This window comes from Pseudomonas chlororaphis subsp. aurantiaca (genome assembly GCF_013466605.1).
In the GTDB taxonomy this organism is placed as follows: domain Bacteria; phylum Pseudomonadota; class Gammaproteobacteria; order Pseudomonadales; family Pseudomonadaceae; genus Aquipseudomonas; species Aquipseudomonas chlororaphis_I.
Map to the genome: position 1 here is coordinate 5,296,498 of NZ_CP059162.1, position 14,906 is coordinate 5,311,403.

Sequence of the window (14,906 nt, forward strand, 5' to 3'; positions counted from 1 at the left end):
TCAGTTCTCCAGGCCGTCGGCGCGTTGGCGCGGCAAAGCCAGTTGCAGCAGGTTGGATTCATTGGCCTGTTCGCGGCTCTTTTCGCCGCGCAGCGCGCCTTCGCACAGCACCAGGATGCGGTCGGAGATGCCCATCACTTCCATCAGGTCGCTGGACACCACGATCACCGCGATGCCGCTGGCCGCCAGGTCATGGATGATCTGGTAGATCTCGGCCTTGGCGCCGATATCGATGCCGCGCGTGGGTTCGTCGAGCAGCAGGACTTTCATCGGCATCGACAGCCAGCGGCCGAGGATGGCCTTCTGCTGATTGCCGCCGGACAGGTAGACGATTTTCTGCGCCGCGTTGGGCGTCTTTACCTTCAACGCCTTGATCTGCTTGTCGGCGTTGCCCTTCTCCCAGCCGCCGCGCAACAGCCAGCCAAAGCTCGAATGGGCGCCGCGCGCGCTGATGTTGATGTTCTCGGCGACGCTGGAAAGCGGAATGATGCCCTCCTTCTTGCGGTCCTCGGGACACAGCAGCACCCCGGCGGCGATGGCATCGCGCGGCGAACGCAGGTGCAGCGCCTCGCCACACAGCGCCAGGCTTCCGGCGCTTGCCCGCTCGAGGCCGCCGAGCAGGCGCAGCAGTTCGGTACGCCCCGCTCCGACCAGGCCGAACAGGCCGAGCACCTCGCCCTGGTGCACCTGGAAACTCAGCGGAACACGCAGGCCCGGCCCCAGCAGGCCATCGACCTTGAGCGCCGCCGCGCCGCGGGGCCGGGGGCGGTAATCGTAGATGTCCTGGATATCGCGACCGACCATGCAGGTGACCAACTGGTCGTGGGTCAGTGCGCTCATGTCCTCGAAGGTACGCACGTAGCGACCGTCCTTGAACACCGTCACCGCATCGCAGATACGGAACACCTCCTCCATGCGATGGGACACGTACAGCACCACTTTGCCCTCATCCCGCAGGCGCCCGATGATCGCCATCAAGCGCTCGATTTCCCGGGCCGAGAGGCTGCTGGTGGGTTCGTCGAAGGCAATCACATGGGCGCCACGGGACAACGCCTTGGCGATTTCCACCAGCTGGCGCTGGCCCAGGGACAGGCGGCCGAGCTTCTCGTCGGGATCGATTTCGTCGGCCAGCCCCTTGAGGCATTCCAATGCCTGCTGGCGCAGCGCACGGCGGTCGATCACCCCGAAACGGGCCGGCAGATGGCCGAGGAACAGGTTCTCGGCCACGCTCATGCCAGGCACCAGGTGCAACTCCTGGTGGATCACCGCTACCCCGCAGGCAATGCTGTCGGCCGCGCACTTGAACGCCATGCTCTGCTCGCCGATCTGCACGCTGCCACTACTGGGCGTGTAGGCGCCGCCGAGAATCTTCAGCAAGGTCGACTTGCCTGCGCCGTTCTCGCCCATCAAGGCGTGCACCTGCCCCGGGTGGGCGGTGAAGCTGATGCCGTCCAGCGCCTTGACCCCGGGGAAGGTCTTGCCGATGCCGTTGAAACACAAACTGGCGCCGGCGCTGTGTTGTCGTTTATTCAGTTGCGCGTGCATAACCACCTCATCAGGTCAGACGGCCCGGTCGAAAGGGCCGCCGGGGAAAACCACCGGCCTCAGTTCCACAGGCCGATCTTTTCCAGTTCTTGCTTGAAGTTGTCCCGGGTGATCAGCGTCACGTCGTCCATCGCCGTGTACTTGGGCGGCTCCTTGCCGGTGGTGACCCACTCGAACATCATGCTCGCGGTGTTGTAGCCCTCCATGTGCGGGCTGGGCAGCATCGAGCCGAAGAAGCCGCTGTCGGGTTTCTTCAGTTCGCCGATGGCGTCCGTGCCATTGATGCCGATGCCGATCACATTGGCCGCGGCGAACCCGGCGCTTTCGGTGGCGCGCACGCCGCCCAGCACGCTGTTGTCGTTCATCCCGCCGATGATCAGGTTCTTCGCCCCGCTGGGCAGCTTGACCAGCGCCGAGTTGGTGGCGTCCATGCTGCCCGGCACGTCGAGGGTCTTGAGCGGCGCGAAGAGGATGTGGTCTTTGGGCAGGCCGGCCTCCTCAAGGGACTTGACCGAGCCGTCGGTGCGTTTTTTACCGGTGTCGAGTTCGTTGTAGGTGGTGATCACCGCATAGGTGTCCTTCCAGTCCCAGCCGCGCTTCTTCGCTTCGCCGGCCATGGCGGCGCCCTGCTTCTGCCCCACCTCGAACGCGGCCATGCCCAGGTAGGGCACGTCTTCCATGAACTGGCCCTTGGCATCGACAAAACGGTCGTCGACGGCAATCACTTTCAAGTCGTTGAGCTTGGCCTTGGCCATGATCGCCGGGCCCAGGGACACGTCCGGCGGGCAGATCACGAAGCCCTTGGCGCCGTTGGCGGCGAGGCTGTCGATCGCCGACAGGGTTTTCTCGCCGTCCGGCACGGCGATCTTGATCACGGTGAAGCCCTTGTCCTTGCCGGCCTTTTCGGCAAAGGCCCATTCGGTCTGGAACCAGGGTTCCTCCGCCTGCTTGACCAGGAAACCGATCTTCACCGGCTCGGCGGCGAGCAACAGGCAGCTCAGGCTGGCGGCCGACATGGCCAGGGCGGCACAACACAGGTAACGGATCCCACGACGACGATTCATAAGGTGACTCCTTGTTGTTGTTTTCAGAGTTCGTTGCACACAGCTTCGTTACACATCGCTTCGTTGCACACAGGTTCGGCCTGAAACCTCAACCGGCAAATCGATGACAGAGCTTCCCTGGGGTATCGACCCGGACAGCCAGCACCGCACCATCCAGAGGATGATCGAGCGGGCTGGCCGCGCTGGTGATGTACAGGGTCTTGAGGTCCGCGCCACCGAACACGCAACTGGTGGGGCGGCTGACCGGCAGTTCGAGCACCCGGTCGACCTCGCCGTCGGGCGCCAGCCTGAGCAGGCAGCCGCCGTCCCAACGGGCATTCCAGATATAGCCCTGGGCATCCATCGCCGAACCGTCCGGGACGCCGCGCGGATGTGGCCCGAACCAGCTGCGCGCGGGTTCGAGCCGGCCATCGTTGGCGATCGGGTACTGGTACAGCGTGCCGTCCAGGCTGTCGGCAAAATACAGGCGGCTGGCGTCCTCGCTCCACAGCAAGGTATTGGGAATCCCCAGGCCCTGGAGCAGCGCCGTGACACGCGCCTGGGCATCGATGCGGAACAGGCCACCGGAGCGCCGCCGCACCGGAAGGTCTTCGCCCTGCTCGCCGATGTTGTTCTGCATGGTGCCCAGCCAGAGCCGGCCCTGGGCGTCGCAACGGGTCTCGTTGGCCCGGTTGCCCGGTTGCGGATCGGCCACGCACAGCAGGCTCAGGCGCGGCGCCGCGGACGCGGAGCCCAGGTCGAGGCGGTACACGCCACTGCTCAAGGTCACCAGCGCATCGCCGCGCTCACAGGGAATGAAGGCCGACACCGGTTCCGGCAATTGCCAGGCCTGCAGCCGTTCGCCACACAAGCGCAATGCCTGCCGGCCGGCGATGTCGACCCAATACAGGGCCTGGCCCGGTGCATCCCAGAACGGGCCTTCGCCAAGCTGCGCACGGTGTGCGGTCAGCGCGGTCCACGACATGAAACCTCCTGCATTGTTGTTGTTTTCAGGCAGACATTGGTCGAGGCGCGTTACAGCCCATCGCGCGATGGCCGTCCATCCACCAGGCGCTGGATACGCAGGGGGTTGGCGTTCTTCAAGGCGTCCGGCAGCAGGTTGTCGGGGTAGTTCTGGAAGCACACCGGGCGCAGGAAACGCTCGATGGCCAGGGTCCCCACCGACGTGCCACGGGCATCGGAGGTAGCCGGGAAAGGCCCGCCGTGCACCATCGCGTCACAGACCTCGACACCGGTCGGGTAACCGTTGATCAGGATGCGGCCGACCTTCTGCTCCAGCAACCCGGTCAACTCGCCGAACTGCGCGAAGTCCGCAGGCTCGCCAATAAGGGTCGCCGTCAGTTGCCCGCGCAGGCCGTTCAAGGCGTCGGCGAGCTGCGCCTGGTCGGCCACTTCGACGAACACGGTGGTCGGGCCGAACACTTCTTCCTGCAACACTTCATCGCCATCGACCAGCAGGCTGGCCTGCGCCTTGAACAGCTGTGGCTGCGCCTGGTTGCCGGCTTGCGGATCGCCGGCCAGGTGCTCGATGCCCGGATGCGCCAGGAGTTTTTGCAGCCCCTTGCCGTAGCTGCTCAAGGTGCCGGCGTTGAGCATGGTCTGCGCCGGTTGATCGCCGATCAGCCGGGCAACCTGCTCGGTAAAGGCCGCGAACTGCGGAGAGCGAATGCCGATCACCAGGCCCGGGTTGGTACAGAACTGGCCGCAGCCCTGCACCACCGAGGCGGTCAGGTCGCGGGCGACCGTTTCCGCCCGCGCTTGCAGCGCCTGGGGTAACACGATCACCGGGTTGATGCTCGACATCTCGGCAAACACCGGGATCGGTTGCGGGCGCGCCGCCGCCATGTCGCACAGCGCTCGCCCGCCCTTGAGCGAGCCGGTGAAACCGACCGCCTGGACCGCCGGATGCTTGACCAGCGCTTCGCCGACGCCGGCGCCAAAGATCATGTTGAACACGCCGGCGGGCATCCCGCAGGCCTGGGCCGCCCGGATGATCGCATCGGCGACTCGCTCGGCGGTCGCCATGTGCCCGCTGTGGGCCTTGAACACTACGGGGCAACCGGCTGCCAGCGCCGCCGCGGTGTCGCCGCCGGCCGTGGAAAACGCCAGGGGAAAGTTGCTCGCGCCAAACACCGCCACCGGCCCCAGGCCAATGCGGTACTGGCGCAGGTCCGGACGCGGCAGCGGCTGGCGATCGGGCTGCGCCCGATCGATACGCGCGCCGTAGAAATCGCCGCGCCGCAGCACCTCGGCGAACAGCCGCATCTGGCCACTGGTGCGCTTGCGCTCGCCCTGGATCCGCGCGGTAGGCAACGCGGTTTCCCGGCAGACCAGGGTGATGAACTCATCGTCCAGCGCGTCCAGTTCGTCCGCCACCGCCTCCAGGAATTGCGCGCGCCGCTGCGCACTCAGGGCACGGTAGGCCGGGTAGGCCGCCGCCGCAGCCTTGGCGGCGGCCTCGACTTCCTGCGCCGTGGCCTGGTAGAACGCCTGGGGCAAGGCTTCGCCGGTGCTGGCATCGATGCTGTGAAGAATGACGGTGCCGGCGGCGCTGCGCTGGCCGCCGATGTAGTTGTGGCCAAAAACCTGGGTCATGCCTGTCTCCTCGAACCTGCTTGTCTTCTGGAAGAGCGCCTGCTTAAAGGGCACCTACGCAACCGGACGCCAGCACCGCGTCGGCGCCGGCAATACCGTTGATCAATGGCGCGCCGAACGCCGCCTGGCTGATTTCGAATACGTCCCCCGGCTGCGTGCGGATGCCGTCCGCGAACGACAGGGTCGCGGTGCCGAAGAAGTGGATGTGCACATCCCCCGGCCGCAGGAACTGGCGGTATTTGAAATGGTGGTACTCGAGGTTCTCCAGGCTGTGGCACATATTGGCCTCGCCACTGAGGAACTCGTTCTGCCACAGCACCTGGCCATTGCGCAGAATGCGGCTGGTGCCCGCCAGGTGCCGGGGCAGCTCGCCGACCCTGAGTTCAGGACCATAGCTGCAACTGCGCAATTTGGAATGGGCCAGGTAGAGATAGTTCTTACGCTCCATCACGTGATCGGAGAACTCGTTGCCCACCGCAAACCCCAGGCGATAAGGCTTGCCGTCATGGCCGATGACATACAGGCCACCGATTTCCGGCTCTTCGCCGGCGTCTTCGGCAAAGGCCGGCAGGCTGAAGGCCTGGCCCGGGCGCACGACGATGCTGCCGTCGCCCTTGTAGAACCATTCCGGTTGCACGCCAGCCTGACCGGCAGCGGGCTTACCGCCCTCCACGCCCCACTTGAAGATACGCATGGTGTCGGTCAGCGCCGTGTCGTCAGCGCCCTGCTGGTGCATCTTGTCCCGCGCCGCGGCACTGCCCAGGTGGGTCAGCCCGGTGCCGCTGACCAGCATGTGCGCCGGGTCCGGGTGATCCAGCGGCGGCAGGACCCTCAGGCTCGCCAGTAGCTCGGCGTAGTCGTGGCTGATGCCCAGGCCGAGGCTTTGCACCTGCTGGCGCAGGCCGACACCCGCCTCGATGGCCGCCAGCGCCAGCTCGCGCACCGTGCCCACCGACTGCACTTCACGGACCAGGGCGTCCTCGACCACACCGACCCGACGTTCGCCGTTATTCAATTCGAACTGCACTAAACGCATGAACTTTCTCCTCTAGGCCATTAAGTACGCGTGGCGCCGCGGGCACTGGCGGCGAACTGCTCGACCGGCAGCACGTGCCTGCGCTCGAGCAACCGATAGACCACACCCGTCAGCAGCAAGCCAAACAGCATCACGCAGGACAGGAAGTACAGCCCCGACGCCAGGCTGCCGGTGTACTGCTTGAGCGCACCGATCACGAACGGACCGATGTAGCCGCCCAGGTTGCCCACCGAGTTGATCAGGGCGATCCCCGCCGCCGCGCTGGCGCCGGCAAAAAAACGCCCGGGCAAGGTCCAGAACACCGCGGTGCAGGAAAACAGCGCGAAGGCCACCAGGCACAGAGCCGCCAGTTGCAGCAGCGGCGCCGACAGCCAGGCGCTGAGGAACAGGCCGATGGCTCCCAGCACATAGAGCACCGCCAGGTGGCCGTAGCGATCATTCAGGCGGTCGGAACTGCGCGGCACCACCAGCAAGCCGACGATCCCGAAGAAGTACGGCACCGACGACACGAAGCCGGTGGCCAGGTCGCTGCCGCCGAACTGCTTGATCAGGGTCGGCAGCCACAGGCCCAGGCCATAAATGCTCAAGGTCACCGGCAGATAGAACAGCGCCAGCAGCAACACCCGCTTGTCCCTGAGGGCATGCAGCGGATTGCCGTGGCGGGTCTGGCCGTACGCCTGCAGGTCCTTGTTCAGCTCGCCGGCGAGCCAGGCCTTCTCGGCCGGGTCCATCCAGGTGACCTGCTGCGGACCATCGGGCAGGTAACGCAGCACCGGCCAGGTCAGCAGGATCGCCGGTGTGCCGATGACGATGAACAGCCACTGCCAGCCGTGCAGGCCAAGGATGCCGTCCATGCCCAGCAGGCCGCCGGACACCGGGCCGGTGATCATCATCGCGATGGGTTGGGACAGGATGAACAGCCCGAGGATCTTGCCGCGATGGCGCACCGGGAACCATTGGGTGATGTAGTAGAGAACGCCGGGGAAGAACCCGGCTTCCGCCGCGCCAAGCAGAAAGCGCATCAGATAGAAGCTGTAGGGGCCCTGGACAAACGCCATGCCGATGGTGATGGCGCCCCAGGTGATCATGATCCGCGCGAACCAGCGCCGGGCGCCGAAGCAGTCGAGCATCAGGTTGCTGGGGATTTCCAGGAGGAAGTAGCCGATGAAGAACAGGCCGGCGCCCAACCCATAGGCCGCATCGCCGATGCCGATATCGGCGCCCATGTGCAACTTGGCGAAGCCGACGGCGGAACGATCCACGTAGGCGATCAGGTACAGCAGGATCAGGAAGGGAATCAGTTTCAGCGTGATGCGCCGGACAAGCCGCAGCTCCTGGCTCATGAGATCGGTCTCCGATTGTTGTTTTTATAGAAGCTCGGGGGACGCCTCTCGCGGAAAACCGCCAGGGCCATACCTCAGTTGAAAACGACTATATAGTATTACTATTTAACCAACAATACTTCCAAACCCAAGATTTTGCGCTTATGTTATGACCAGACCAGAACCATATAGTCTTACAATAAGAGAGCTGACCATGTCTGATAAGAAACCCAACCTGCGCTCCGCCCACTGGTTCGGCACCGCCGACAAGAACGGCTTCATGTACCGCAGCTGGATGAAGAATCAGGGCATCGCCGACCACCAGTTCCATGGCAAGCCCATCATCGGGATCTGCAATACCTGGTCGGAGCTGACCCCGTGCAATGCGCACTTCCGCCAGATTGCCGAGCATGTCAAACGCGGGGTGATCGAGGCCGGCGGCTTTCCCGTGGAGTTCCCGGTGTTCTCCAACGGCGAGTCGAACCTGCGCCCGACCGCCATGCTCACCCGCAACCTGGCCAGCATGGATGTCGAGGAAGCCATCCGCGGCAACCCGATCGATGGCGTGGTACTGCTGACCGGCTGCGACAAGACCACCCCGGCACTGCTGATGGGCGCGGCCAGTTGCGACGTGCCGGCCATCGTCGTCACCGGCGGGCCGATGCTCAATGGCAAGCACAAGGGCCAGGACATAGGTTCAGGCACCGTGGTGTGGCAGCTCAGCGAACAGGTCAAGGCCGGCACCATCACCCTCGATGACTTCCTTGCGGCCGAAGGCGGCATGTCGCGCTCGGCAGGCACCTGCAACACCATGGGCACCGCCTCGACCATGGCCTGCATGGCCGAGGCCCTGGGCACTTCCCTGCCCCACAATGCAGCGATCCCGGCGGTCGATGCCCGCCGCTATGTGCTGGCGCACATGTCTGGCATGCGCGCGGTGGAGATGGTTCGCGAAGACTTGAGGTTGTCGAAGATCCTCACCAAAGAGGCGTTCGAAAATGCCATCCGCGTCAACGCCGCCATCGGCGGCTCGACCAACGCGGTGATTCACTTGAAAGCCATCGCCGGGCGCATCGGCGTCGAACTCGATCTGGACGACTGGACCCGCATCGGTCGCGGCATGCCGACCATCGTCGACCTGCAACCGTCCGGGCGCTTCTTGATGGAAGAGTTCTACTATGCCGGCGGCCTGCCAGCGGTGTTGCGCCGCCTCGGCGAAGCCAAGCTGATTCCCCATCCGGATGCGCTGACGGTCAACGGCAGATCCATCGGCGAAAACACCCGGGAGGCACCGATCTACGGCCAGGACGAAGTGATCCGCACCCTGGACAATCCGATCCGCGCGGACGGCGGCATCTGTGTGCTGCGCGGTAACCTGGCGCCCCTCGGCGCCGTGCTCAAGCCTTCCGCCGCCAGCGCCGAACTGATGCAGCATCGCGGCCGCGCGGTGGTGTTCGAGAACTTCGACATGTACAAGGCACGGATCAACGACCCGGAACTGGAGGTCGACGCCGACTCGATCCTGGTGATGAAGAACTGCGGCCCCAAGGGTTACCCCGGCATGGCGGAGGTCGGCAACATGGGCTTGCCGGCCAAGTTGCTGGCCCAGGGCGTGACCGACATGGTGCGGATTTCCGACGCGCGCATGAGCGGCACCGCGTATGGCACCGTGGTCCTGCACGTGGCACCGGAAGCGGCGGCCGGCGGCCCGTTGGCGGCGGTGAAGGAAGGTGACTGGATCGAACTGGACTGTGCCAGCGGGCGCCTGCACCTGGATATCCCCGAGGACGAACTGGCGGCGCGCATGGCCGACCTGCAGGCACCGCAGTCGCTGATCGTCGGCGGCTATCGCCAGCTGTACATCGACCACGTACTGCAGGCGGACCAGGGCTGCGACTTCGATTTCCTGGTGGGTTGCCGGGGCGCCGAGGTCCCGCGGCATTCCCACTGAGGGGGCTGATGCGGGCCTGTCGCCCACCGGCTCAGGCATGCAGGAGCGCCTGATAGATACGGGAGCGATGTTATGATGCAGCCAATTTCTTCAGAGCAGCCTCCCTGTTATGGATCACCAGCCTTCCAAACCCCGTAAGAGCATGCATGCCCGGATCGTTCAGGATCTGGGCATGCACATCGTCTCCGGACGCTTCAAGCCGGAAGATAGATTGCCCTTGGAGGCAACGCTGTGTGAGGAATATCAGGTCAGCCGCTCGGTGCTGCGCGAAGCCACCCGGGTGCTCAGCGCCAAGGGGCTGGTGTACTCCAAGCCACGGGTCGGCGCGGTGGTGCGGCCACGGGCGAAATGGCACTTGCTGGACCCGGACGTGCTGTCCTGGCTGATGCAGTCGACGCCTCACAGCGAGTTCTTCAACACCCTGGCCGGCGTGCGCCGCATCCTCGAGCCGGAAATCGCCGCCATGGCCGCCACCACCGCGACCGACCCGGACATCGCGGTGATCGAGAAAGCCTACCAGTCCATGGAGACAGCCAAGACCCACGAGGAGCTCTTGCAGGCCGACCTGGATTTTCACCGGGCGATCGCCGACGCCACCCGCAACGACTTGCTCGCCTACATGTGCAACATGCTGTCGCTGCCGCTGCGCGAATCCATCAGCATCACCAACCGCCGCCCCGACATCCAGCGCCTCAGCCTGCCCCGGCACAAGGCGATCCTGACCGCCATCAAGAATCGCGACGCCCTCGGCGCCCGGCATGCCTCGCTGGTACAACTGGACGACACCCGCGTGGCCCTGGACACCGTGATGAATGTCCTGACTCCGCTGTAAGGCACACCGACCAGCCGATGGATGGTCTTTACGGACGAGATTCAGGATTTGCTCCAGCACAGCATCGATTCGAGCTGGCTCGAACCCAGGACTCGCCCCAGACAGCTGCAGGCTGGTAATGGCTCTGCACACTCCCCAGACCCGATCCGGACTTTTCTGCAGGCAAAAAAAAACCCGAAAATCCTCACTTTCGTGGGCCTTTCGGATTTTAAATACTGCTAGAAAATGGTGGGTCGTGTGGGATTCGAACCTACGACCAATTGGTTAAAAGCCAACTGCTCTACCAACTGAGCTAACGACCCGCTGTGTGGTGGCGCGTATAATACTGATTTATAAAAAGAATTCAACACCCAATATGAAAAAAATCAAAAATAAGGTGTTGGGTCGCTGACACCGGCCGCGGCAAAACCTTCTGCACGCAGACGGCAGCTGTCGCACTTGCCGCAGGCACGCCCTTGATCATCGGCCTGGTAGCAGGACACGGTCAGGCCGTAATCAACCCCGAGCTTGACGCCTGCCTTGACAATATCGGCCTTGCTCAGGTTCTGCAGCGGCGCCTGGATACGGAATCCCTGCCCCTCTACCCCGGCCTTGGTCGCCAGGTTGGCCATGCGCTCGAAGGCTTCGACGAACTCCGGACGGCAATCCGGATAGCCCGAATAGTCCACGGCGTTGACGCCAATGAAGATGTCCCGCGCGCCCAGCACTTCCGCCCAGCCCAGTGCCAGGGACAGGAACACAGTGTTACGTGCCGGCACGTAGGTGATGGGGATCCCTTCGCTCGGAGCCTCGGGCACATCAATGGAGCTGTCGGTCAGCGCGGAGCCGCCGATACCATTGAGGTTGAGACCGATCACCTTGTGCTCGACCACGCCCAGGTCGCGAGCGACCCGCTCGGCCGCCTGCAACTCGGCGCGATGACGCTGGCCGTAATCGAAGCTCATGGTGTAGCAGCGGTAACCTTCGGCGCGGGCCATGGCCACTACGGTGGCCGAATCCAGACCGCCGGACAGCAGGATTACCGCACGTTTTTCAGTGGCCACTTGGTCCTGTGCTTGATCAGTCATATCAGCGCCCCGGCTCGTCATTCCAAAGATATTTATGCAGCTGCAATTGCAGGCGCACCGGCAGGTTGTCCGCGACGATCCAGTCGGCCAGATCGCGCGCATTCAGGTCGTGATGGCTCGGCGAGAACAGCACCTCGCCCGCCCGCCGCTCCAGACCATACTGGATCAGCTTGGAAACCGCCCAGTCGTAGTCCTCACGGGAACAGATGACAAACTTGACCTGGTCGTTCGGCGTCAGCAGCTCGATGTTTTCATAACGATTGCGCTGGACCTCGTCCGATCCCGGCGTCTTCAGGTCGAGCACTCGACTGACCCGCGGGTCGACCGCGGAAATATCCAGGGCTCCGCTGGTTTCCAGCGAGACTTCGTAACCGGCATCACACAGCTGCTTGAGCAGGGGAATGGCGTTAGGTTGCGCCAGAGGTTCGCCCCCGGTCACACAGACGTAACGCGGGCGGAAACCGGCGACCTGCTCGAGAATGCTCTCGAGGGTGCGGATGGTGCCGCCGCTGAAGGCATAGGCACTGTCGCAGTACTGGCAACGCAGCGGACAACCGGTCAGGCGCACAAATACCGTGGGCAGGCCGGCAGTCCGAGTTTCACCCTGCAACGAGTAGAAAACTTCGGTAATTCTCAATGTGTCTTGCATAGTCGCCACGGGCGTAACAGCTAAACAGGCTGTCCGCCTCCGTCAGGCACCTCGAGGAATCCCGCAAACACGGTAATCCCAGGAAGCGTGTTTCATAAAAAGGGCATGGATTCTAACGAAAAAACCCGCGGCAAGCGCGGGTTTCTTCCAAACAGCTCAAACTCGATTACATGCGTTGCAGATCGCGCTGAGCCAGCTGGGCGGCGGAAGTACCCGGATATTGGGCCACTACCTGCTGCAGAATGCCCTTGACCTTGTCAGTGTGACCCAGGCGGCGCTCTACGTCAGCCAGCTTGTACAGCGAGTCCGGCACCTTGGCATGCTTCGGATACAGCTGGGATACCTTGGCGAATGCCTGGCCGGCCCCTTGCAGGTCGCCTTTGGCCAGGTTCACTTCGCCCAACCAGTACTGGGCATTACCCGCGTACTGGCTGTTCGGGTATTTACGCAGGAACGCGGCGAAAGCCTGGCTGGCCTTGTCGAAGTCCTTGGCCTTGATCAGGTCGAAGGCAGCCTCGTAATACAGCTTTTCCTTCGCCGGATCGCCCGGTTCACTGCTCGCCGCAGGAGCTTGCGAGGCAGCCCCGGCAGCGGCACCGGCGGCACTTGCATCACCACCGGCAGAAGAATTATCAGGAGTCGCGGCAGGTGCACCGCCCGCTCCAATGCGCCGATCAAGATCCTGGTAACGCTCCAGGCTTTCCTGCTTCATGCGCGCAATATCGTTTTGCAGTACTTCAATCACACCTTGTTGCCGTGCGATTTGATCCTGCATTTGCTGCAGTTGCTGGAACAGCTCGCCCTGTGCCGAGACAGGGGTCGAAACCCCTCCCCCGGCATAGGCGCCGTTCGTGCCATAACCCGCTGGCGGATAACTGCCTCCGCTATTGTTATAGCCCGAGTTGTTATCGACCACAGGAACCGCAGCCCACACCGAAAGCGGCGCGAGGCTGAGAGCCAAGACAGTTAGAGCACGACGGCACGTTCGCATGGCGAATTACTTACGCAGTTCGACGCGACGGTTTTGAGCCCAGGACTGCTCGTCGTTGCCGGTAGCAACTGGACGCTCTTCGCCGTAGGAAACCAGTTCCAGCTGAGCTGGGGAAACGCCTTGCAGCACCAGGTAGCGCTGAACGGCTTTCGCACGACGCTCGCCCAGAGCCATGTTGTACTCACGAGTACCACGTTCGTCGGTGTTGCCTTCCAGAACAACGCGAGCGCCGTTTGCTTTCAGGTCCTTGGCGTGAACGTCCAGAGCGCGCATGGCTTCTGGTTTCAGGTCCGAGCTGTCGTATTCGAAGTAGAAGGTGGTGATTGCGCGCAGAGCAGCTTCTTCGCTCAGGGAGCCGTCAACTGCACCGGTGTTAGCGCCGTAACCAGCGTTTGGATCAACAGCGCCTTCACCAGCGTTGTCGCCGCCTTTGGAGGAGCAACCTACAGCTACAGCCATGGCCAGAGCCAGCGCAGCAAACTTACCAAACTTCAGCATTTCCATCGTGAAACTCCTAATGAACCCCAGTGTGTTAAGTAAAACGTAAAGCGCCGCGTCAGTTCAGGTAAGGGGACCAGGACGGTTCTCTGACTTCGCCTTGAGCGGTAGGAAGCGGGAGCCTCACGCGTCCATTAATGGACACGAGCATCAAGACTCCCCGGCCCTGCTGGCGGGTGGCGTAGATTACCATGGTGCCGTTGGGCGCAACAGTAGGCGACTCATCAAGTGTGCTGTCGGTAAGGATTTTTACGTTGCCACGCTGCAAATCCTGGGCAGCTACCTTGAAGTTTGTGAAGCCGTCCTGCCGGTGAATCATGACCAGCGTTTTTTCATCCGCGGACAGTTTCGGGTTGGCGTTGTAGTTGCCCACGAAAGTCACCCGTTCCGCACCGCCACCACCGGCACTGGTCTTGTAGATCTGTGGTTTGCCGCCACGGTCCGAGGTGAAGTAGATGGTCGAGCCATCTTTACCCCAAAACGGTTCGGTGTTGATGCCAGGACCTGCGGTCACGCGCGAGATCTGACGCGAACCCAGGTTCATCACATAGATGTCCGGGTTGCCGTCCTTGGACAGTACGAACGCCAGGCGCTGGCCGTCCGGCGACCAGGCAGGCGCGCCGTTCAGGCCTTCGAAGTTGGTGATCTGCTCGCGACGGCCAGTGTCGATGTGCTGAACGAAGATGCGCGGACGCTTCTGTTCGAACGACACATAGGCAATGCGCTTGCCGTCCGGCGCGAAGCGCGGCGACAGGATCGGCTCACGGGATTGCAGCAGGGTCACCGCACGCGCGCCGTCGTAGTCGGAACGTTGCAGGGTGTAGCGCGTGTTCTTCTCGGAGAAACGCTCTGCCGTGACATACAGCATGCGAGTCGAGAAGGCGCCCTTGATACCGGTGAGTTTCTCGAACGACTGGTCGGAGATGTAGTGAGCCATGTCGCGCAACTGGTCGACGCTGCCCGAGACGCTGCCGGTCAGCACTTGCTGTTCGGTAGCGACGTTGAACAGGGCGTATTGCACCTGCAGGCGACCGCCCGCCGGGACAATGCTGCCGACCATGATGTACTGGGCGCCCAGGGCCTTCCAGTCACGGTAGATGACTTCGCTGGCCTGGGTCGGCAGGCTGATCATGTTCTGCTTTGGAATCGGCGAGTAGTAACCCGAGTTGCGCAGGTCGTTGCCGATGATTTCCGCCATGTCGTCGGGCAGCACGCTGCCCCCTTGCCAACCGAACGGCACTACGGCGATGGGCGTGGCCCGGTCGCTGCCACTGGTGACCAGAATGTTCTTTTCATCCGCTGTCGCTATCCCTGCCATACAGCAAATAACGACAAGCAATCCTCGAAGAAGGTTTC

Annotated in this window: 13 protein-coding genes and 1 tRNA gene; 2 read left to right on the forward strand and 12 right to left on the reverse strand. The window is 63.2% G+C overall.

The genetic code is table 11. From position 1 onward, the window contains the following. The 6 genes from araG to H0I86_RS24120 form a co-directional block, all read right to left on the reverse strand. Nucleotides 1-1,545 (reverse strand): L-arabinose ABC transporter ATP-binding protein AraG, encoded by a 1,545-nt coding sequence (gene araG, locus H0I86_RS24095; protein ID WP_180922445.1) that lies wholly within the window; start codon nt 1,543-1,545, stop codon nt 1-3. 59 nt (nt 1,546-1,604) lie between these two features. Then, complete coding sequence (locus tag H0I86_RS24100; RefSeq protein ID WP_009050453.1) at nt 1,605-2,609, reverse strand: substrate-binding domain-containing protein; 1,005 nt, start codon at nt 2,607-2,609, stop codon at nt 1,605-1,607. A gap of 88 nt (nt 2,610-2,697) precedes the next feature. Next, nucleotides 2,698-3,573 carry an SMP-30/gluconolactonase/LRE family protein gene (locus H0I86_RS24105; RefSeq protein ID WP_180922446.1) on the reverse strand — a complete coding sequence of 292 codons (876 nt, stop codon included), beginning with the start codon at nt 3,571-3,573 and terminating at the stop codon, nt 2,698-2,700. A 50-nt stretch (nt 3,574-3,623) separates the two neighbouring features. Next, nucleotides 3,624-5,204, reverse strand: a complete 1,581-nt coding sequence (locus tag H0I86_RS24110; RefSeq protein ID WP_180922447.1) for an aldehyde dehydrogenase (NADP(+)) — start codon at nt 5,202-5,204, stop codon at nt 3,624-3,626. A gap of 43 nt (nt 5,205-5,247) precedes the next feature. Continuing rightward, entirely contained in the window at nt 5,248-6,240 is a 993-nt protein-coding gene (gene araD1, locus H0I86_RS24115) for an AraD1 family protein (RefSeq protein WP_180922448.1), read from the reverse strand. A 20-nt stretch (nt 6,241-6,260) separates the two neighbouring features. Next, on the reverse strand, nt 6,261-7,583 hold the full coding sequence (locus H0I86_RS24120; RefSeq protein WP_180922449.1) for an MFS transporter: 1,323 nt from the start codon (nt 7,581-7,583) through the stop codon (nt 6,261-6,263). 193 nt (nt 7,584-7,776) lie between these two features. On the opposite strand from H0I86_RS24120, the gene H0I86_RS24125 reads away from it, so the two are divergent. Together H0I86_RS24125 and H0I86_RS24130 are read left to right on the forward strand one after the other, a co-directional pair. Next, nucleotides 7,777-9,513 carry an IlvD/Edd family dehydratase gene (locus H0I86_RS24125; protein ID WP_016703395.1) on the forward strand — a complete coding sequence of 579 codons (1,737 nt, stop codon included), beginning with the start codon at nt 7,777-7,779 and terminating at the stop codon, nt 9,511-9,513. 109 nt (nt 9,514-9,622) lie between these two features. Further along, the gene (locus tag H0I86_RS24130) at nt 9,623-10,345 is read left to right on the forward strand and encodes a FadR/GntR family transcriptional regulator (protein WP_009050459.1); all 723 of its coding nucleotides are present in this window, start codon (nt 9,623-9,625) and stop codon (nt 10,343-10,345) included. Between the two features lie 226 nt (nt 10,346-10,571). Here H0I86_RS24130 and H0I86_RS24135 read toward each other — a convergent pair. The 6 genes from H0I86_RS24135 to tolB all read right to left on the reverse strand — a co-directional run bounded on the left by H0I86_RS24135 (nt 10,572) and on the right by tolB (nt 14,868). Further along, nucleotides 10,572-10,647: transfer RNA gene (locus H0I86_RS24135), tRNA-Lys, on the reverse strand. 63 nt (nt 10,648-10,710) lie between these two features. After that, nucleotides 10,711-11,412 carry a 7-cyano-7-deazaguanine synthase QueC gene (gene queC / locus H0I86_RS24140; protein WP_180922450.1) on the reverse strand — a complete coding sequence of 234 codons (702 nt, stop codon included), beginning with the start codon at nt 11,410-11,412 and terminating at the stop codon, nt 10,711-10,713. Nucleotide 11,413: 1 nt separating this feature from the next. Further along, nucleotides 11,414-12,061, reverse strand: a complete 648-nt coding sequence (gene queE, locus H0I86_RS24145; protein ID WP_180922451.1) for a 7-carboxy-7-deazaguanine synthase QueE — start codon at nt 12,059-12,061, stop codon at nt 11,414-11,416. 166 nt (nt 12,062-12,227) lie between these two features. After that, nucleotides 12,228-13,052 carry a tol-pal system protein YbgF gene (ybgF, locus tag H0I86_RS24150; RefSeq protein WP_007931106.1) on the reverse strand — a complete coding sequence of 275 codons (825 nt, stop codon included), beginning with the start codon at nt 13,050-13,052 and terminating at the stop codon, nt 12,228-12,230. A gap of 6 nt (nt 13,053-13,058) precedes the next feature. After that, entirely contained in the window at nt 13,059-13,556 is a 498-nt protein-coding gene (gene pal / locus H0I86_RS24155; RefSeq protein WP_003178634.1) for a peptidoglycan-associated lipoprotein Pal, read from the reverse strand. 52 nt (nt 13,557-13,608) lie between these two features. Beyond that, nucleotides 13,609-14,868, reverse strand: a complete 1,260-nt coding sequence (tolB, locus tag H0I86_RS24160; RefSeq protein WP_007931107.1) for a Tol-Pal system beta propeller repeat protein TolB — start codon at nt 14,866-14,868, stop codon at nt 13,609-13,611. Between the last annotated feature and the right edge of the window lie 38 nt (nt 14,869-14,906).